We start from the raw sequence: 19,882 nt of genomic DNA, 5'->3' as shown, positions 1-19,882 counted from the left end.
TGTTCTCGACAATCCTGCATGCTCGTAAAGCCTGACACGCTCCCAAGCATACTTGTGAGCCTAGCGCCAAACTCAGCATCTACTCTGACCACCTGTCACCTGAGAATGCCGTAGTGCCCGAGCACTTCCGCCCCCTTTAGGTGAATGGTCGCAGCCGCGCCAACCAGCAGTATTATTAGAAGAGAAACCCATGAGTGACCACCACGAACAAGGCCTAGAAATGCGCCGCCAAGTCATGGGCGACGCCTTCGTCGACCGTGCCCTCGGCAACGCCAGCGAATTCACCCAGCCCCTGCAAGACTTCGTCAACGAGCATGCCTGGGGTAGCGTCTGGACCCGTGGCGGCTTGCCGCTGAAAACCCGTAGCCTGATTACCCTGGCCGCCCTCACCGCGCTGAAGTGCCCGCAAGAACTCAAAGGCCATATCCGTGGTGCGCTGAACAACGGCTGCAGCATGGAGGAAATCCGCGAAACCCTGCTGCATTGCGCCGTGTATGCCGGCGTGCCGGCGGCGGTGGATGCGTTTCGCGCCGCTCAAGAAGCCTTAGATGCCTGGCAGGCTGACCAGCCGTCCTGAAACACCACGGCGGCGTGCGCAACCGCACAGCTCACAGCGATTAACGTGCGACGCTCAAGCACCGAGGCGACCGTTTAGGCATAATCGCCGCGCCGCTTAGCGGCACCATCGACCGCGCAGGCGCCCAGCCTGCCACCACAGCTGCAGGGACGCCCATGCTCACCGCCATCAAGACCTTCTTTGCGCGCATTTTTGCCGCCTTCGCCTGGGTTGTGCTCGGACTCTTGCGCCTGCTGCGCTGGTTGCTGAACGCGCTGATCGGCAGCTGGCAGCCGCCGCTGTGGCTGCGCAAGCTCGGGCAAGTCAGCTGCACCGGTGGCACCTGGTTGCGCGGGCATCCCAAACAAAGCGGCGCAGGCGTGCTGGTTCTGGCGCTGCTGGGGGTTGCCAGCGCTTACGGCTGGCAGTGGTACAAAAACCTGCCGGTGCCGCATACCGTCAGCTATTCGGTGCACGCACCGGAGCTGACCGCCTACCAAAAGCAACCCATTGTTATCGACACGCTGCGGGTCAACTTTGCCGAGTCGGTCGCGCCACTGGCGGCCATCGGCCAGCCGGTCGAGCAGGGCATCAACCTACAGCCGGCGGTGGCCGGTGCCTGGCATTGGGCCAGCGACCGCAGCCTGGTGTTCACCCCGGCTGGCGATTGGCCGATTGATCAGGCCTATCAAGTAACCCTGGACCAGGAAAATTTGCTGGCCGACGGCGTGTTGCTCCAGCAGTACCAATTCGACCTACGCACCCAGCCATTTAAAGCGACCTTGGCCAGCCAAGAGTTGTACCAAGACCCGGTGGTGCCAAGCCTGAAGAAACTGGTGGCGACCATTAATTTCAGCCACCCGGTGGATGAAGAGTCGCTGCGCCAGCGCGTCGCCATCAGCCTCGATCGCGGTCTGGAGTACCGCGACAAGGATGTGGCGCCAACCCCCGAAATCAGTTTCAGCAAAGACAAACTGGCCGCCTATGTGCACTCGGCGCCGCTGGCCACCCCACTGGAAAGCACTCAGGTCAAGCTGACCATCGACCAGGGCAGCAAGGCCCGCGATGGCGGCAATGTCAGCAGCCAAGCGCTGCAAACCGCCGTCACAGTCCCCGGTCGCTACCGCCTGACGTTCGACGAAAGCACTGTCCAGTTCGTCGACAATGCCCGTGGCGAGCCGGAGCCGGTGCTGATGTTCAGCAGCTCCAGCGCGGTCAGCGACGAAGCCATAGCCCCGAAGGTGCAAGCCTGGCTGCTGCCGGCGAAAAACGCCCAAGGTGAAAAGTATTGGAGCGAGTCGGCCATCGATGAAAAGCTGCTGGCCAAGGCCGGGCGCCTCACCCTGACCCACGTCCCCAGCGTCGAACCGCTCAACAGCCTGCATGCGTTCAAATTCAAGGCCGAGCCCGGTCGTTACCTCTATGTGCGGGTCGCCGCCAAAGTTGAGGCCGTCGGTGGTTATTTGGCCAAGGAGCCAACCCGCAGCCTGTTGCAAATGCCCAAGTACCCACGCGCCCTAAGCTTCTTGTCGGAGGGCGCACTGCTGAGCCTGAATGGCGAAAAAAACCTCGGCTTTATCGCCCGTGGCGTGCCCGGCGCCCATGTCGAGATCGCCCGCCTGCTGCCTAACCAACTGCACCATTTGGTCGACCAGAACGACGGCAGCTTCGCCCGCCCAGATTTCTCCAACGGCTACTTTGATCGGTTGGTGGAGCGCATGAGCCTCGACCTGCCGCTGGGCGACGGCGACCCGGCCAAGACCCACTACGACCATCTCGACCTGGCCCCCTACTTAAACGCCGAGGGCGGCCGCCGTGGCATCTTCGTGATCAAGCTCAGCCCGCAAGACCAGCCCAGCACCAGCACCTTCAACAGCTATTACGATGACGAAGAGGACGCCCCCGAAGACCTGCGTTTCATCGTCGTCACGGATCTCGGCATCATCGCCAAGCGCAGCAGCGACGGCAGCCACGACCTGTTCGTGCAATCGCTGAGTAACGGCGGCGCGGTGGCTGGGGCGCAAGTGCAGATCATCGGCCGCAACGGCCTGCCGGTGGCCAGCGGCCAAACCGATGCCAGCGGCCAGGCACACTTTGCCAAGCTCGACGAGTTGCGCCGCGAGAAGACCCCGCTGATGTACGTGGTCAGCCTGGGTAACGACCAGTCGTTCCTGCCGGTGGCGCAAAGCCAACACCGCCTCGACCTGTCGCGCTTCGACATCGGCGGCCAGTACGACGAAGGCGTCGCCGACCGTTTGAGCGCTTATCTGTTCAGCGACCGCGGCCTGTATCGGCCCGGCGAAACCGCGCACCTGGGCATGATAGTGCGCACCGGCAACTGGCTGGGGCAGCTGCAAGGCCTGCCGGTGGAACTGGTGATCCGCGACCCGCGCGGCCAAAGCGTGTTGCAACAAAGCCTGAAGCTCAGTGCCAGCGGCTTCGAGACGCTCGACTTTGTCAGCAGCGCCGCCGCCCCGGCAGGCACCTACAGCGCCACCCTGAGTCTGATCGACGAGCAAAACCGCCGTACCGACCTGGGCAGCGTCAACTTCAAGGTGCGCGACTTCGAGCCGGACCGTATGAAGGTCAGCGCCAGCTTGTCGCCCACCGAGGTTAAGGGCTGGATCGCCCCCACTGCCGTACAAGCCAAGGTCAAGGCCCTGCATCTGTTCGGCGCCCCGGCTTCGGGTCGCAGGGTTACTGCCGATATGATTCTGGCGCCGGCCTACGCCGCGTTCGAGGGTTACAGCGATTATCGCTTCCGCATCAGCAATTCCCTCAGCGAAAACAGCACCGAGGAGTTGCCCGAAACGGTCACCGACGACAACGGCGAGGCGACCCTCGAGCTGAAACTGGAGCGCTACGCCGCCAGCACCTATCGCCTGAATCTGTTGGCACGGGTGTTCGAGGCCGAAGGTGGTCGCAATGTGGCCGCGCAAAGCAGCCTGATGGTCTCTTCAGCTCCGTGGCTGATCGGGGTCAAGAGTCAGGATTCCCTCGACTACGTGAGCAAAGGCGCCAAGCGCGAGGTGCAGTGGCTGGCGATCAACCCTGAGTTGCAGCCCCAGGCGGTCGAAGGCCTGAGCGTCGAACTGGTCGAGCACCGCTATATGTCGGTACTGGTCAAGCAGTCCAACGACACCTACAAGTACGAATCGCGGGTCAAACACCTACCACTCGGCAGCCAGCCACTGGTGCTGAGCGCCAAGGGCGCGACCAGCACGCTGAACACCGGCGAGCCCGGCGACTTCACCCTGACGGTCAAGGACGCCGCCGGCAACGCGCTGAATCAGGTCGACTACAGCGTTGCCGGCCAAGGCAACGCCTCGCGCTCCCTGGAGCGTAACGCCGAGCTGCAACTGCGCCTGGACCAGGACAGCTACGCCCCCGGCGCTGAGCTGGCCATCAGCATCCGCGCGCCTTACACCGGCGCCGGGCTGATCACCATCGAGCGCGACAAGGTTTACGTGCACCAGTGGTTCAAGACCGACAGCACCAGCAGCGTGCAGCACATTCGCCTGCCCCAGGGGCTGGAAGGCAACGCCTACGTCAACGTGCAGTTCGTCCGCGACAGCGCCTCCCCCGAGGTCTATATGAGCCCGCTGTCCTACGCCGTGGTGCCGCTGCGGATCAACCTGGATGCGCGGCGCATCCCGCTCAGCGTCAGCGCCGCCGAGCAGATTGAGCCGGGGCAAAGCCTAGCCATGACCGTCACCAGCGACCGGCCAACGCGCGCCGTGGTCTGGGCGGTTAACGAAGGCATCTTGCAGGTGGCCCGTTACCAAACCCCGGACCCGCTGGCGCAGTTCTTCCAGAAACGCGCGTTGGAGGTGGACACCAGCCAGATCCTCGACCTGCTGCTGCCGGAATTCAGCCGGCTGATGAGCGCCGCCGCCCCCGGTGGCGACGGTGAAGACCTGCTCGGCGCGCACCTCAATCCGTTCAAGCGCAAACATCAGCCGCCAGTGGCCTGGTGGTCCGGCTTGGTCGATTTGCCTGCCGGCGAAAGCACCTTCAACTACGCGGTGCCGGACAGTTTCAACGGCAAGCTGCACCTGTTCGCCGTGGCCGTGGATGACAGCCGCATCGGCGTGACCGAAGGCGCCAGCGAAGTACGTGGGCCACTGGTGCTCACCCCCAACGTGCCAGCCTTTGTTGCCCCAGGCGACGAGTTCAAGGTCAGCGTCGGGGTGTTCAGCAACCTGGACAAGAGCGCCAAGATCAAGTTTGAGCTGCAAACCAGTGTCGGCCTGAAGGTCGCGACCATCAGCCAGCAAGAGCTGGAGCTGGCTCCGCGTAAAGAAGGGGTAATCGAGATCAGCCTCAAGGCCTTGGAAACCCTAGGCTCGGCAGACCTGAAATTTATCGCCATCTTGCCCAACGGCAAGCGCGTGCAAATTGCCGAAACCACCTCGATCCGCCCATTGGTGGAGCGCCGCGTGGCCTTGAGCCTCGGCCGCTTCACCGGCAGCAGCCATACAGTACCGGTGACCCGCGACCTCTACCCGCAGCTGCGCAACGTGCAACTGAGCGCCGGCGCCTCGCCGCTGGTGTGGGCCGATGGCTTGCAGAGCTACCTGGCCGACTACGGTTATGTCTGCACCGAGCAACTGGTGTCCAAGGCCATGCCGACGCTGATTCTGGGCAGCAGTGCCGAGGGGCTTGAGCCACAGGCGCAAGCCGCGTTCGACAGCGCCATCAGCATCCTGCGTCAGCGGCAGAACCTCAGCGGCGGTTTCGGCCTGTGGCAAGCCAGCCCGGATGCGGCGCCGTTTGCCAGCCTGTATGCGACTGACTTTCTGCTGGAAGCCAAGGAGCGCAACTACCCGGTGCCCGGCGACTTGCTCAACCGCGCCAATGCTTACTTGTCGCAAGTGGCCAATGGCCCGAGCGAAGGCCTGAGCGAGCTGCGTAACCGCGCCTACGCCGCCTACCTGCTCACCCGTCAAGGCGTGGTCACCAGCGGCGCCCTGGCGGATATTCGCGAACGCTACGAAACCTACCAAGGCAAACATTGGCAGCGCGATATAGGCGCGGCCTATCTGGCCGCCAGCTACAAGTTGCTCAAACAAGACAAACAAGCCGACCAGCTGTTTGCTCAACAAGTCTGGCAAAGCAGCGAGCGCGACTGGAACAGCGACGGTCTGTATTACGACACCCTGACCCACGACGCCGAACACCTGCAGCTGCTCGGCAAGCACTTCCCGGAGCTGCTGAGCGATGTGCCATTGGCGCTGCTCGACAACCTCGGCAAGCGCCTCAATCAGCAGCACTACAACTCCCTGTCGGCGGCCTTGCTGTTGCGCGCTTTCGACGGTTATGGCGAGCAAGCCGAGGGCGAACAAAACCTCAAAGCCAGCGCCTGGAGCAAGCAGCCAGCCGAACAAGCCCTGACCCTGCTAGGCAAACCGCCACGCAGCGCCGTACCACTGGCGACCAAGAAATTGGAGCTGAGCAAAGACGGCTCCACCCCGGCCTTCTACATGCTCAGCGAGGCCGGCTATGACCGTGGCACGCCGGATAAAGAAATCAGTGACGGCCTGGAAGTGCAGCGCCAATACCTCGATCTGGATGGCAAGCCGCTGAGCCAGGTCAAGGTCGGCGAGGAGTTCCTGGTACGCCTGCGCCTGCGCGCCAAACAGCACGACGAAATCCAGCAAGTGGCGGTGGTCGATTTGCTGCCGGGCGGCGTCGAGCCGGTCTACAACCTGCCGGCAACGGCCGAGGCCAGCAGCGACAGCGAGTCCGACAGCGAGTCCAGCGACGAGGAATGCAGCGAAGAGTGCGACTCCAGCGACGAAGACTCAGGCGAAACCGAGGAAGAAGCCCCGGCGTGGCAGCCACCGGTTGGCGAGGCCAAGCTAAGCGACTGGACTCCAGAGTTTGCCGATGTGCGCGATGACCGCGTGGTGCTCTACGGCACCGTGCTGCGCGACGTGGGCACCTTCGTCTACCGCGTGCGCGCCACCAACGCCGGCACCTTCGGCACGCCACCGGCCTATGCCGAGGGCATGTACGACGCCACCCTGCAAGCCCGTGGCAAGAGCGGCAAGTTGGAGATTGTTAAGCCCTAAGGCGGATGAATGGCTATGCCTGCGTTAGTGGTTGGCTGCGTTTTTGTAGGGTGTGTTAGCCGCGAAGCGGCGTAACGCACCAATGGATACGGCGAGAGTTAAGCGGACGCTGGTTGTCGCAAAAGTGGTGCGGTTCGCAAGCTCACCGGCACCCTACGAGGCCAAAGCACTTTCAACCACTAACGCAGACATAGCCGGATAAATAAGCGGTGTCCAAGCTATGTGTTGTAGCTGGGACACCGCCCTTGGTTGCGGCAATCCAACCTCAGTATTTACCGCCAGCTGTAACCACGACATCGCCAAGCTTTAGCCTTTGCGCCGCTCACTAAAACGCCACCGATAAAAGCCCCATGCCCCGACTAAAATTCTATCTGCTTGGCCTCAGCGCCTGCGCCGTGTTGCTCGTGGCCCTGCGCCTGTGGCCCCATGCGCCGCTGCGCGAGGCGGCGCCGTTGTCGCGGGTGGTGCTGGCCGAGGGTGGCGAGTTGCTGCGCCTGACCTTAGCCGGCGACGGTCAGTATCGGTTATGGCTGCCGCTGGAGCAGGTCGCGCCGGCGATGATTGACAGCATCTTGCTCAAAGAAGACCGCGAGTTTTATCAGCATCCCGGCGTCAGCCCCAGTGCTCTAGTGCGCGCCGCCATGGCCACTTATAGCGGCGGCGTGCGTCAAGGTGGCTCGACCCTGAGCATGCAGTTGGCCCGGCGCTTGTACGGCCTCAACTCGCGACAGATCCCGGGCAAGTTGCAGCAAATCGCCCTGGCTCTGTGGCTGGAGGCGCGCCACAGCAAGCACGATATCCTCGAGGCTTATCTGAATCTGGCGCCGATGGGCGGCAATATCGAGGGGGTCGAGGCGGCCAGTCGCATCTACTTTGGCAAGTCGGCCCGGCAACTGTCGCTGAGCGAGGCGTTGGCGCTGGCGGTGATCCCCCAGCAACCCAGTCGCCGTGGACGCTTCGGCCCAGCTTTGCAACAGGCGCGCTTGCAGCTGATGGCCAGCTGGCAAAGCGAGCACCCCAACGATCCGCGTAACGACGGCTTATTGCAGCTGCCGTTGGAGGCCCGCACCCGACAGCAACTGGCGTTTCGCGCGCCGCACCTGAGCGAATACCTGCTGGCCAACCGCAAGGAGTTGGCGCTGCACAGCACGCTCAATCTGCCCTTGCAAAGCCTGCTGGAACAACTGCTCAGCCAGTTCGTCGCCGAGCGCAGTTCTCAAGGCGTGCACAACGCCGTGGCGCTGCTGGTGGACAGCCGCGATCAGTCAGTAAAAGCCCTGGTCGGTTCGGCGGATTACTTCTCGCCGAGCATTCGCGGCCAGGTTAATGGCGTACAAGGGCGGCGCTCACCCGGCTCGACGTTGAAGCCGTTTCTGTATGGCTTGGCGCTGGATCAGGGGGTGATCCACCCGATGAGCATCATCAAGGATGCCGCGACCGCCTTCGGTAATTTCCAGCCAGAAAACTTCGACGGCAAATTCGCCGGCCCACTGACTGCCCAAGAGGCCTTGGTGCGCAGCCGCAATGTGCCTGCAGTGTGGCTGGCCAGCCAGATCAGCCAACCATCCTTGCACGGTTTTTTGCAACGCGCCGGCATCCAACGGCTGCGCGTTGAAGAGTTTTACGGTCTAGGTCTGGCGCTGGGCGGGGGCGAACTGACCCCGGCCGAACTGGCCCGGCTGTATCTGCTGCTGGCCGGCGACGGGCGCTTGCGCAATGTCCGCTACACCAGCGACGAGCCGGCCACGGTCGGTGCGCCGCTACTGTCGCCGCAAGCGGCCTTTATGGTGCGCGACATGCTCAGGCACAACCCGCGCCCCGATGGCCTGCCGCCGGATCGGCGCGGGCGCAACTGGCCGGTGGCCTGGAAGACCGGCACCTCCTGGGGTTATCACGATGCCTGGAGCGCCGGCCTGGTCGGGCCTTATGTGCTGGTGGTCTGGGTCGGCAACTTCGAGGGCCAGCCGAACCCGGCCTTTATCGGCTTAAAAACCGCCGCGCCGCTGTTCTTTCGCATTGCCGATGCCTTGCCGCTGGCACTGCCCAAGGTGCAAGCCAGCGTTGATCAGCCGCCCAGCGGGCTGAGCCGCGTCGAGGTGTGCGCCGCCTCCGGCGACTTGCCCAATCGCTGGTGCCCGCAAACCCGCAAGACTTGGTACATCCCCGGCGTCTCGCCGATCCGCGTGTCGACCCTGCACCGGCCGGTGATGATCGACCGCAAAACCGGCAAGGCCGCCTGCCCGCCCTACGACCCGGCCAGCACTGAGCAGCAAATTTTCGAGTTCTGGCCGTCGGACTTGCAGCGCCTGTTCGCCGCCGCCGGCCTGCCACGGCGCACCCCGCCGGACTCGCTGAGCGACTGCCAAACCGCCCTGGCCAGCAACCAGCAGGACGCACCACGGATCACTTCGCCGCTCACCCAGGTGACCTATAGCCTGCGCCTGTCACAGCCCGAAGAAAGCATCGCCCTGACCGCCAACGCCGCCAGCGATGCGCGGGTTCTGTATTGGTTCGCCGGGCAAACCCTGCTCGGCCAGAGCACGCCACAAAGCGCCCTGAACTGGCGGCCGGGCAGCTCGGGCAAGTACCAACTCAAGGTCAGCGACGATCAGGGCCGCAGCAACAGCCGCGCCCTGCAGGTGGAATTTTTGCCGTAGGACGGACGTAGGGCGGACTCAGGAGCGCAGCGAACAGTCCGCCAAACTGAGCGACGCGGCATGTCCCGCACTGGCGCGGGTCACTGCGCATACTTGCGGATAATCGCGGCGTAAGCGCCGCTGCGCTGCAACTGCAATAAACCCTGATTGAAACGCTCAACCAGCTGAGCTGAAGTGGTTTGTTTACTAAACATCACGTGGATATTTCCAGTTTGAATCATCGGCAGCGGATGACGCTCCACCTGCGTCCCCCACACGCCCTCCTGGCGCAAGAACTCAACCCCGGAAACAGAATCCAATATCAGTCCATCGATTCGGCCTTTGAGCAACATTTCCAAGCCTTGTTTATCCGCCCCCACCTCAAAGGTCTTAGCGCTAAAGGCCGGGACTGTCATCCACTTGACGAAGTCCTCGCCGTAATAAGAGCCACGATAAATCCCCAACTTGCCAAAGGGCGGCTGCACAATATCCGCCAAGGCGTTCAGGGGGTACTTGGACGCATCGCCGCGGCGCACAAAAAGGGCCACCGACTCATGTCGGTACGGCAGGGAAAACCAGGCGTATTGCTCGCGTTCCGCGGTTTTTGAAGCCCCCACAATCAAATCCAGCAGCCCTTGCTTGATCCATAACAGCTGGCGCTTCCAGGGCGCTTCATAGGGCAGATAGTCGATCGAACAGCCCGCTTCGTTGAGCGCCGCCGCGACTATTTCATAATCCAGGCCGTGCATCTGTTGCTGGCTATCAAGGTACAGGTAAGGCGCCGCCGGTTCCCAGCCGAGTTTTAACGGCTGCTGGCAGTCTTCGGCCTGGGCCAAGCTGGCCATAAAACCAATACCCAAGAGCGCGGCGGCCTTGAATATTTTCTCACCCAAAAACATAGGCCCACCTTAAGGGTGCCAATACGCCAGAGCCAAGAATCAGGCTAATCGACATCGACAGATCGGCGACAGCGATGCCGAGCCTTAACCGCAGCGTGAAATTCTATTGGCGTAAGTAGCCCATAAACCACAGCAAACTACGCCCGCCTGCCAGGGGTTGAATCGCGTTCGAGTTTCAGAATAGCAGCCTTTGTCGCCTGCCTGCGGCAGCTGCCAGGGGATGGCGCGCCGCGTAGGTGTGGGCAGTGTTGGCGGCCCAAACGGTGCAAAAACCGGGCACGGCCCGGTTGGCGCCTTGCGCCATCAGCGCCGTACCGGGCGCTTCTGCAATTTGCGCTGCAGGGTGCGGCGGTGCATGCCCAGGGCGCGGGCGGTGGCGGAGATATTGCCGGCGTGTTCGGCGAGAATCCGCTGGATATGCTCCCACTGCAGGCGGTCCACCGACATCGGGTTTTCCGGCACCAGGCTGTCCAGATCGACATGCTCAGACAGCAGCGCCGCCAGCACATCATCGGCATCGGCGGGTTTGCACAGGTAGTTGCAGGCGCCGCGCTTGATCGCCTCCACCGCCGTGGCAATGCTCGAATAGCCGGTGAGAATCAGCACGCGCATCTCGGGGTCGAGCTCATGCAACTTGGGCAGCAGCACCAGGCCGGAGTCACCGTCCATTTTCAGGTCGAGTACCGCGTAGTCCGGCAGATCGGCCGTGGCCAGCGCCAGCCCGGCTTCGGCCGAGTTGGCGGTGCTGACGCGAAAACCACGGCGGGTCATGGCGCGCGCCATCACCCGGGTAAAGGTCTCGTCATCGTCGACCAGCAGCAGGTGCGGGAGTTCTTCACCTACATCTGAGGCTTCGCCATCGATTGGGGCTTCGTCGCTCATTGCATTCCTCGTGGATCAAAAAGGCTATGTAGCCATTAACAGCTACGGCGCCATCAAAAAGGCCCAAGACCGGCGCCAATGGCGCGCGGCAGCCGCAGTTCGGTGAGCGTGCCGCCCTCTTCATGGTTATACAGTTTTACCGAGCCACCGGCGCGGGTGACGCTGGCCTGACTTAAAAACAAGCCTAAACCGAAGCCCTTGCCCTTGGTGGTGAAAAACGGCCGGCCCAGTTGCTCGGCAATCGCCAGCGGCACGCCGGCGCCGTGGTCGCGGATGCTCAGGGTGATCCACTGGGCGTCCCAGTCCAGCAGGATATCGAGTTTATCCGGGCAGGCATCGGCGGCGTTATTCAGCAGGTTGAGCAGCGACTGGGTCAAATCGGTCGGCGGCATCATCCGTGGCGCGGCGCCCACCCCGAGGCTTTGAAAGCGATAACTGGCCTCCGGGCGCATCAGGTGCCAACGGCGCAGCACCGACTCCAGCCACTGGCTGGCCGTTTGCTCCTGCACCGCGTGGCGCCGATCCGCCTCGGCGGCGCGCACCAGTTGCTGCAGGCTCTCTTTGCAGAGTTTGACCTGCTCTTGCAGCACCGCCAGATCCTCTTGCAGCAGCGGGTCGGGGTGCTCCTGGCGCAGCTCTTTAATCAGCACGCTCATGGTCGCCAGCGGGGTACCCAGCTCGTGGGCGGCGCCGGCAGCTTGGGCCGCGACCGCCAGTAACTGCTGGTCACGCATGCCCTCTTCACGGCGCTCGGCTTGCAACTGGTCTTGGCGGCGCAAGGCACCGGCCATCTTCACCACGAAGAAGGTGATAAAGGCCGCCGACAAGGCAAAGTTCAGCCACATGCCAAACAGGTGCAGGCTGATCAGCATCGCCTCATGCTCGACCCCATGCAGCGCCAGCGGGTGATACCAGATCAACAAGCCGGTGTAGCCACTCAGAGCCAAGCCACTCAAGGCCATGGAATACATCCAGGGCAAGGTTGCCGCGGCAATCGTCAGCGGCACCAGGTAATAGGACACGAAGGGGTTGGTCGAGCCGCCGGCGTAGTACAGCAGCACGCTGTGGATGATCAGGTCGCCGGCCAGTTGCAGCGCATATTCCTGCTCGGTGACCGGCCACGGGCCCTGCGCCCGCAAAGCGGTAAAGGCACAAAATAATGCCGAAACACCGAGGGTGATGCTCAGCGCCAGCCAGGGCAGCGGCAGCATATCCGACAGATAGGCAAAGCCCACGGAGCCGGCCTGCGCGGCCAACACCAGCACGCGAATCAGGGTCAAGCGCCAGAGGTTTTGCCGGCTGGCTGAGAGTAACTGAGTGGGGCCGTACATGGGCTCTCCAAGGGTGCGCAAGCGCAGAACCTGGGGAGTATAACCATGCCGCAGGCGCCGCTCGCCCACTGCGGCAACCGGCCGCAGGCAAGTAGACCGTCTACACGAGCAGATTAAAGCCAATCAGCCAGTTCGCGCTCGATTTGCTCAATGCTCGGCAGACTGGTTTGCATTTCTGCCGGCAGGCTTTCGATCAGTTGGTACTCAGCAACCCCCATAGCCTTGTTGCTGTCATGCAGAGCGTATTCGGCCACTACTTTGTTTTTACTCTTGCACAGCAGTAAGCCAATGGTCGGTGCGTCGTGCTCGGATTTAAGCTGCCGATCCACGGCGGTCATATAGAAACCCAGCTGGCCAGTATGCTCGGGCTTGAACGCCCCGGCCTTTAGCTCGATGACGATATAGCAGCGTAGTTTCAGATGGTAAAACAGCAGATCGATATAAAAATCATCGCCTCCCACCTCCACATGCACCTGTCGCCCCACATAGGCAAAGCCCGCGCCGAGTTCCAGTAGAAAGCTGGAAATATGCTGCACCAGTGCCGTTTCGATTTCGCGCTCATCGGCATCTTTGCCAATGCTTAAAAAATCGAATACATAGGGGTCCTTCAAGCTCTGCTGCGCAAGATCCGAGCCGGCGGCAGGCAGTCGTTCGGCAAAGTTGGTAACAGCCTGACCTTCGCGCTCCAGTCGGCGGGTTTCGATATGCATGCCCAGCACGTTGCGTGACCAGCCATGCTCAATCGCCCGCTGTGCGTAATTCATACGCATGACAGGGTCTTTCAGCTTGGCCAGTAGCAGCAGATTATGACCCCAGGGTAATTGTCCAACAGCCTGTTGGACAATTACTTCTTCTTGCGGCCACGCCTCAGCAAAGGCGCGCATATACAGCAGATTGGCCCGCGAAAAACCCTTCATCTGCGGGAGCTCGACACGCAGATCATGCGCTAGCCGCTCAATCACCTTGGCGCTGCAGAATGTCGCGCCCCATCTGCCAATACAGCAGCACCAACTCACGATTCACCGCCAGCACGGCACGTTGCTGGGCACCGTGAATACGCAATTTAAGCGCCGCCAACCAATCGGCATAACCGCTTGGAGTGTTGCTCAGTGAAACCGGCTCATCAGTGCTCATGCGGCAATACACCTAAAGGCAACCAGCGCAGAGCTAGTCGCACATCGATAACATCAGTCTTCAATATTTATCCACTGCAACGCTTATCTAAGCCGGCCTTCAGCGGCGCACAAGGATAATCCAGAATCCCTCAGAAGTTACAAGACCTCAGCCGGCTGGTTATTCTGCGCACTTAAGCACTAACGGAACCCAGCTATTGCCTGCCGGTCCGAGCAGGGTAATCTTGCTTCTGCGCCAGTTCGCTGGCACCTATCGCCACTGCATAAGGAGTTCGCATGTTGTCTATCACCCGTCTTGCCGCCGTTGTTAGTCTTGGTTTTGTCGCCCTCGGCAGCGCTGCCGTGAGTGCCGAGGAGGCGCGTTACAACCAGATTGCCCTGCGCGCCGAGGTCAGCCAGGAAGTGGCCCACGACCTGATGCAGGTCACCCTCTACAGCGAGGCGCAACACAAAGACCCGGCCAAGCTCGCCGCCGACATCACCACCGGCATCAATGCCGCGCTGCAGCAGGCGCGCAAAAGCAGCGGGGTGACCATCAGCCTGGGCAGCCGCAACAGTTATCCAGTCTATGACGACGATCAGCGCATCAGCGCCTGGCGCGAACGCGCCGAACTGCGCCTGGAAAGCGCCGATTTCGCCACCCTGTCCAAGCTCACTGGCGAGCTGTTGCAGCAACTGAAAATGGGCGGCATGAGCTTTAGCGTGGCCAACCCAACCCAGAAGAAAACCGAAGACGCCTTGCTGCAAGACGCCATCAACGCCTTCAAGGCGCGGGCGCAACTGGCCACCACGGCGCTGGGCGGCAAGAGTTACAAGCTGGTCAGCCTGAGTCTGAATGGCGGCGGCTTCCAACCGCCACAGCCGATGCGCATGCAGATGGAGAGCATGTCGATGGCCAAATCCGCACCTACCCCGGAGATCGAAGCCGGTAGCAGCCAGGTCAGCGTCAATGCCGACGGCGTGATTGAAGTACAGATGCCCTGAGTTATGGATTAAACGCACCGAAGTCGCGCAAAACTACTGACCAACTCGGCAGGAAATGACTCTCAACGCCCCCCGCTTGGCGTTGAGAGTTACGAAATTGCGACATCCACTGACGAACTCACCCCAGTTTCTACACTAATCGGGTCAACCGACTTGCAGCGGGCATGTCAGCTGCATAACGTCGGACGGGCCGGCGGTGATAGCCGCCCCTCAAATGTTGAAACCAATAACAGCAATCCAACAACCCTGAGGCCACCATGCGCAAGAATGTCGCCATTCCGTTTTTGCTTGCCGCTGGACTAATCGCCAGCGCCCCCTTCGCCCATGCCACCAGCAATTTGGTGTTCTGCTCCGAAGGCAGTCCCGCCGGGTTTGATCCGGGTCAGTACACCACGGGTACTGATTTCGACGCCTCGGCAGAAACCATGTTCAATCGCCTGAGCCAGTTCGAGCGCGGTGGCACCAAGGTTATTCCGGGGCTGGCCACCCGTTGGGATGTGTCACCGGATGGGCTGACCTACACCTTCCATCTGCGCCCTGGGGTGAAGTTCCACAGCACCGAGTACTTCAAGCCCAGCCGCACATTTAACGCCGACGATGTGCTCTTCACCTTCCAGCGCATGCTCGACAAGAAGCACCCGTTCAACCTGGCCTACCCGGCGGAGTTCCCCTACTTCACCGACATGAGCATGGACAGCAACATCACCAAGCTGGAGAAACTTGATGATGCTACCGTCAAGTTCACCTTGGCCTCAGTCGACGCCGCGTTTATCCAAAACCTGGCCATGAGTTTTGCCTCGATTCAATCGGCCGAATACGCCGCCCAACTACTCAAACAAGGCAAGGCCGCCGAGATCAATCAGAAGCCGATTGGCACTGGCCCCTTCGTGTTCAAGCGCTACCAAAAAGATGCGCAAATCCGCTTCACCGGCAACAAAGACTATTGGCAACCGGAAGACGTGAAGGTCGACAACCTGATCTTCGCCATCAACACCGACGCCTCGGTACGCATGCAAAAACTCAAAGCCGGCGAATGCCAGATCACCCTGTTCCCGCGCCCGGCGGATTTGGCCAGTCTGAAAAAAGACCCCAATCTGGCCATGCCGGAACAAGCCGGCTTCAACCTCGGCTACATCGCCTACAACGTCAAACACCCGCCCTTCGACAAGCTTGAAGTGCGTCAGGCGCTGGATATGGCCGTCAACAAACAAGCCATCGTCAACGCCATCTACGAAGGTGCCGGCCAGCTGGCCGCAAATGGCATGCCGCCGACCCAATGGTCCTATGACGAGACCATCAAAGACCCAGCCTTCAACCCAGAAAAAGCCAAAGAATTGCTCAAGGCCGCCGGGGTTAAAGAAGGCACCGAAATCACCCTCTGGGCCATGCCCGTGCAGCGCCCCTACAACCCCAATGCCAAGCTAATGGCCGAGATACTGCAAAGCGACTGGGCCAAGATCGGCATCAAGGTCAAGATCGTCACCTACGAATGGGGCGAGTACTTGAAACGCACCAAGGCCGGCGAACATGACGCCATGCTGATCGGCTGGAGCGGCGACAACGGTGACCCGGACAACTGGCTCGGCACCCTCTACGGTTGCGATGCGGTAGACGGCAACAACTTCTCCAAATGGTGCAACACCGACTACGACAAGCTGATCAAAGCCGCCAAGGCGACTGCCGATCAGCCCAAGCGGGTCGAGCTGTACAAACAAGCCCAGCACATCCTCAAAGACCAGGTGCCAATCACCCCGATTGCCCACTCGACGGTATTCCAGCCGATGCGCAAAAGCGTGCAGGACTTCCTGATCAGCCCCTTCGCCTTGAACTCCTTCTACGGCGTCGGCGTCAGCAAATAAGGCTTGGCAATGGCGACGTTTTTGACGTCGCCATTGCTTTACCTGCCAAACACGTAGGAAAGCGCCTACTTACAAGTCCACTGAGTTGCATAACAGTGGTTTAGGACGCGTTGCCTTTCCCTACGAGTCTTTCAGGCTCTACACATTTGCTGCCGAACCCACGGCTCATACCGTCGGGATCTGAGCCGTTCATGCGTGGGCTACCGGTTTGCTGCGCACGATGGTGCGCGATCAGTGATCGCCTCACGCTCCCGGACGGGACGCTGGCTTACTGCTTAGCATCTAAAAAGAGAGGAAGCGTCATGCGCCATAGCTTGGTTTTATCCGCATTGCTGGGCACCGGCCTGCTGGCCGCCACCTCCATCAGCCAAGCCGCCAATAACAGCCTGGTGTTTTGCTCCGAAGGCAGCCCCGCAGGCTTCGACACCGCGCAGTACACCACCGCAACCGACAACGATGCCGCCGAGCCGTTGTACAACCGGCTGGTCGAGTTCGAAAAAGGCGCGACCACGGTCGTACCCGGCCTGGCCACCCGTTGGGATATTTCCGAGGATGGCCTCACGTACACCTTCTACCTGCGCGAAGGGGTGAAATATCACACCACCAAGGACTTCACGCCGAGCCGCGATTTCAACGCCGACGACGTGTTGTTCACCTTCAACCGCATGCTCAACCCCGAGCACCCCTTCCGTAAGGCTTACCCGACCGAGTTTCCGTACTTCAACGGGATGAGCCTGCACAAGAACATCGCCAAGGTCGAAAAAACCGGACCGTTGACTGTGGTCATGACCCTGAACTCGGTGGACGCCGCGTTCATTCAGAACATCGCCATGAGCTTCGCCTCGATTCTCTCCGGCGAATACGCCGACCAGTTGCTTGCGTCCGGCAAACCGAGCGAGATCAACCAGAAGCCGGTCGGCACCGGGCCGTTCGTGCTCAAGAGTTACCAGAAAGATTCCAACATCCGTTACACCGGCAACCAACAGTACTGGGACCCGAGCCGAGTCAAACTTGATCAGCTGATTTTCGCCATCAACACCGACGCCTCGGTGCGGGTGCAGAAGCTCAAGGCCAATGAGTGCCAGATCACCCTGCATCCACGCCCGGCCGATGTCGAGGCGCTGAAAAACAACCCCAAGCTGCAACTGATCGAGAAACCCGGCTTCAACCTCGGCTACATCGCCTACAACGTGCGGCATAAACCCTTCGACCAGCTCGAAGTGCGTCAGGCGCTGGACATGGCGGTGAACAAGCAAGGCATCCTCAACGCCGTATACCAGGGCGCCGGACAACTGGCAGTGAATGCCATGCCGCCGACCCAATGGTCCTACGACGACACGATTAAAGACGCCGCCTACAACCCGGAAAAAGCCAAGGCGTTGCTCCAGGCTGCCGGCGTCAAGGAAGGCACCGAAATCACCTTGTGGGCCATGCCCGTACAACGGCCGTACAACCCGAACGCCAAGCTGATGGCCGAAATGCTGCAGGCCGATTGGGCGAAAATTGGCCTGAAGGTGAAGATCGTCAGCTACGAATGGGGCGAGTACATCAAGCGCACCAAAAATGGCGAGCACGACATCAGCCTGATCGGCTGGACCGGTGACAACGGGGACCCGGACAACTGGCTGGGCACCCTGTACAGCTGCGACGCGATTGGCGGCAACAACTACTCCATGTGGTGTGATCCGCAATACGACAAGCTGATCAAGCAGGCCAAGATCGTCACCGACCGTGACCAGCGCACGGTGCTCTACAAGCAGGCTCAGCAATTGCTCAAGCAGCAAGTGCCGATCACGCCTGTCGCCCACTCGACGGTCAACCAACCATTGAGCGCCAAAGTCGAAGGTTTCAAGGTCAGCCCCTTCGGCCGTAACGTCTTCTCGGGCGTCAGCATCGAGCAATAACTGATTAACCAGAACCCTGAGGGCGATTTTCGCCCTCACGCAAAGGTGTTGCCTGAATTTGGCGAACACGCCAAGTGCAAACGTTTGCGAAGCCTTGAATGAACTCTAAACCAAACAGCCGGATCACCAAAAATGACCGGCATTATAAAAAAAGGAAGGAGTATCACTGATGAAACTGAGCAGCACAGCACTCTTGGCGCTAGCCGTCAGCAGCATTACCGCCACCGCCTACGCTGAACCCGTCAGCCAGGATTTCGTCCCAACCACATTGGCCGGTGCCAGCGCCCAAAGCGAGGCCAAAGGCTTTATCGAAGACTTCAGCCTGGGCGGCAGCACGCGCAACTGGTACGCCCACGAAAGCAAATACCGCGGGGGCACCTTCGCCTATCAGAAGCATGGTGAAACCCGTACCGACCGTAATCGCACGAACTGGCTACAGGGCACCATCCTCAACGCCAGCTCGGGTTTCACTCAAGGCACCGTAGGCGTCAAGACCGAAGTTGCGCTCTACAACGCCCTGGTCCTGGACCGCAGCAAGCGCGACATCAAGGGCGGTTCCAACCGTACCCTGGCTGACTCAGACGGCAATGCCGTAGACCAGTGGAGCAAATTGGGCCTGGCCAACGTGCAGTTGCGTGTTTCCAATACCACTTTTATCGCCGGGCGCCAGAACTTCAGCAGCCCCATCATCGACACCATCGGCAACCGCGCCCTGCCGTCTAGCTTTGAAGGTGTGAGTTTCAACAGCGAAGAACTCAACAACCTGTCGTTCCAGGGCGGCGTGTTCGACCGCGTTTCGCCACGTACCGAACAGAGCCTGTCGAAATTTCGCTCCGAGTACAGCAGCAACGGCGTGGAAACCGACAAGGTCTACACCCTGGGCAGCAACTACCAGCCGTTCAAGAGTCTGAAGACCAGCGTCTTCGGCGCCAACGTGAAGGACTTCTGGAACCAGTACTACTTCGGTGCCACCCACGAACTGGGTGACAGCCAGCAACTGGCCCTGACCACTGGCTTCAACTATTACAAAACCGTCGATGAAGGCAAACAGCTGATGGGGGATATCGACAACGATACCTGGTCCCTGTCCATGGGGCTGACCCACCAAGCCCACAGCCTGACCTTCGGCTACCAGGCCGTAAACGGTAACGAGTACTTCGACTACCTGCACGAAACCAACGGTATCTACCTGGCCAACTCCCTGACGTCCGACTTCAACGGCCCGAACGAAAAATCCTTCCAGGTTGCCTACGGCATCAACATGGCTGAATACGGCGTACCGGGCCTGAAGTTCAACATCTACTCGGCGCGCGGTTGGGGCATCGACGGTACCCACTACACCGGCAACCGCGGCGTGGTCGGCAAAGGCTACGACGGCATCCAGTCTCAGGACGACGAGAAGCACCAGGAATACGGCGTTGGCAGCGCCTACGAGATTCAGAACGGCCCACTTAAAGCCGCCACTGTGCGTGCCACCTACGTTGAGCACCGCGGCAGCGAGTTCCAATCCGACGGCAGCATCAAAGAATTCCGTCTGGTTACCACCGTCCCGTTCAACATTCTTTAATTAACCCCCGGTGAACGGCGAGCTCAAGTCGAACCCGCCGTTCACGCTTGTCTGGTT

At 60.9% G+C, this 19,882-nt stretch carries 10 protein-coding genes and 1 pseudogene; 7 read left to right on the top strand and 4 right to left on the bottom strand.

Annotated features, from left to right (window positions below; translation table 11 throughout):
• The first annotated feature begins 190 nt into the window (after nucleotides 1-190).
• From Q8R10_RS07945 to pbpC, 3 genes are all read left to right on the top strand, one after another.
• On the top strand, nucleotides 191-577 hold the full coding sequence (locus Q8R10_RS07945; protein ID WP_305652654.1) for a carboxymuconolactone decarboxylase family protein: 387 nt from the start codon (nucleotides 191-193) through the stop codon (nucleotides 575-577).
• 155 nt (nucleotides 578-732) lie between these two features.
• Nucleotides 733-6,630 carry an MG2 domain-containing protein gene (locus Q8R10_RS07940; protein WP_305652652.1) on the top strand — a complete coding sequence of 1,966 codons (5,898 nt, stop codon included), beginning with the start codon at nucleotides 733-735 and terminating at the stop codon, nucleotides 6,628-6,630.
• Between the two features lie 350 nt (nucleotides 6,631-6,980).
• On the top strand, nucleotides 6,981-9,287 hold the full coding sequence (gene pbpC / locus Q8R10_RS07935) for a penicillin-binding protein 1C (RefSeq protein ID WP_305652651.1): 2,307 nt from the start codon (nucleotides 6,981-6,983) through the stop codon (nucleotides 9,285-9,287).
• A gap of 80 nt (nucleotides 9,288-9,367) precedes the next feature.
• Here the strand turns inward: pbpC and Q8R10_RS07930 are convergent, their stop codons facing one another.
• The 4 genes and pseudogenes from Q8R10_RS07930 to Q8R10_RS07915 all read right to left on the bottom strand — a co-directional run bounded on the left by Q8R10_RS07930 (nucleotide 9,368) and on the right by Q8R10_RS07915 (nucleotide 13,512).
• Nucleotides 9,368-10,165: an ABC transporter substrate-binding protein gene (locus Q8R10_RS07930; RefSeq protein WP_305652650.1), complete on the bottom strand. Its 798-nt coding sequence runs from the start codon at nucleotides 10,163-10,165 to the stop codon at nucleotides 9,368-9,370.
• A gap of 303 nt (nucleotides 10,166-10,468) precedes the next feature.
• Nucleotides 10,469-11,047 (bottom strand): response regulator transcription factor, encoded by a 579-nt coding sequence (locus tag Q8R10_RS07925; protein WP_305652648.1) that lies wholly within the window; start codon nucleotides 11,045-11,047, stop codon nucleotides 10,469-10,471.
• A 53-nt stretch (nucleotides 11,048-11,100) separates the two neighbouring features.
• On the bottom strand, nucleotides 11,101-12,378 hold the full coding sequence (locus Q8R10_RS07920; protein ID WP_305652647.1) for an ATP-binding protein: 1,278 nt from the start codon (nucleotides 12,376-12,378) through the stop codon (nucleotides 11,101-11,103).
• 113 nt (nucleotides 12,379-12,491) lie between these two features.
• Nucleotides 12,492-13,512: pseudogene (locus tag Q8R10_RS07915) on the bottom strand (YhcG family protein).
• Nucleotides 13,513-13,787: 275 nt separating this feature from the next.
• Between Q8R10_RS07915 and Q8R10_RS07910 the strand changes: the two are divergent.
• From Q8R10_RS07910 to Q8R10_RS07895, 4 genes are all read left to right on the top strand, one after another.
• Nucleotides 13,788-14,495 carry an SIMPL domain-containing protein gene (locus Q8R10_RS07910; RefSeq protein WP_305652646.1) on the top strand — a complete coding sequence of 236 codons (708 nt, stop codon included), beginning with the start codon at nucleotides 13,788-13,790 and terminating at the stop codon, nucleotides 14,493-14,495.
• Nucleotides 14,496-14,752: 257 nt separating this feature from the next.
• Nucleotides 14,753-16,354: an ABC transporter substrate-binding protein gene (locus Q8R10_RS07905; protein ID WP_305652644.1), complete on the top strand. Its 1,602-nt coding sequence runs from the start codon at nucleotides 14,753-14,755 to the stop codon at nucleotides 16,352-16,354.
• Nucleotides 16,355-16,656: 302 nt separating this feature from the next.
• Nucleotides 16,657-18,258: an ABC transporter substrate-binding protein gene (locus Q8R10_RS07900; RefSeq protein ID WP_305652642.1), complete on the top strand. Its 1,602-nt coding sequence runs from the start codon at nucleotides 16,657-16,659 to the stop codon at nucleotides 18,256-18,258.
• Nucleotides 18,259-18,427: 169 nt separating this feature from the next.
• Entirely contained in the window at nucleotides 18,428-19,825 is a 1,398-nt protein-coding gene (locus Q8R10_RS07895) for an OprD family outer membrane porin (protein ID WP_305652640.1), read from the top strand.
• Nucleotides 19,826-19,882: the final 57 nt, after the last annotated feature.

Source organism: Pseudomonas sp. (assembly GCF_030698175.1).
Taxonomy (GTDB): Bacteria; Pseudomonadota; Gammaproteobacteria; order Pseudomonadales; family Pseudomonadaceae; genus Aquipseudomonas.
Note: the sequence above shows the minus strand (reverse complement) of the source record. Positions and strands in the feature narration are given on the sequence as shown.

Coding starts and splice junctions, on each gene's coding strand:
- Q8R10_RS07940 (WP_305652652.1), top strand. CDS start 733: ATGCTCACCGCCATCAAGACCTTCTTTGCGCGCATTTTTGCCGCCTTC.
- Q8R10_RS07895 (WP_305652640.1), top strand. CDS start 18,428: ATGAAACTGAGCAGCACAGCACTCTTGGCGCTAGCCGTCAGCAGCATT.
- Q8R10_RS07925 (WP_305652648.1), bottom strand. CDS start 11,047: ATGAGCGACGAAGCCCCAATCGATGGCGAAGCCTCAGATGTAGGTGAA.
- Q8R10_RS07910 (WP_305652646.1), top strand. CDS start 13,788: ATGTTGTCTATCACCCGTCTTGCCGCCGTTGTTAGTCTTGGTTTTGTC.
- Q8R10_RS07920 (WP_305652647.1), bottom strand. CDS start 12,378: ATGTACGGCCCCACTCAGTTACTCTCAGCCAGCCGGCAAAACCTCTGG.
- Q8R10_RS07905 (WP_305652644.1), top strand. CDS start 14,753: ATGCGCAAGAATGTCGCCATTCCGTTTTTGCTTGCCGCTGGACTAATC.
- Q8R10_RS07900 (WP_305652642.1), top strand. CDS start 16,657: ATGCGCCATAGCTTGGTTTTATCCGCATTGCTGGGCACCGGCCTGCTG.
- pbpC (WP_305652651.1), top strand. CDS start 6,981: ATGCCCCGACTAAAATTCTATCTGCTTGGCCTCAGCGCCTGCGCCGTG.
- Q8R10_RS07945 (WP_305652654.1), top strand. CDS start 191: ATGAGTGACCACCACGAACAAGGCCTAGAAATGCGCCGCCAAGTCATG.
- Q8R10_RS07930 (WP_305652650.1), bottom strand. CDS start 10,165: ATGTTTTTGGGTGAGAAAATATTCAAGGCCGCCGCGCTCTTGGGTATT.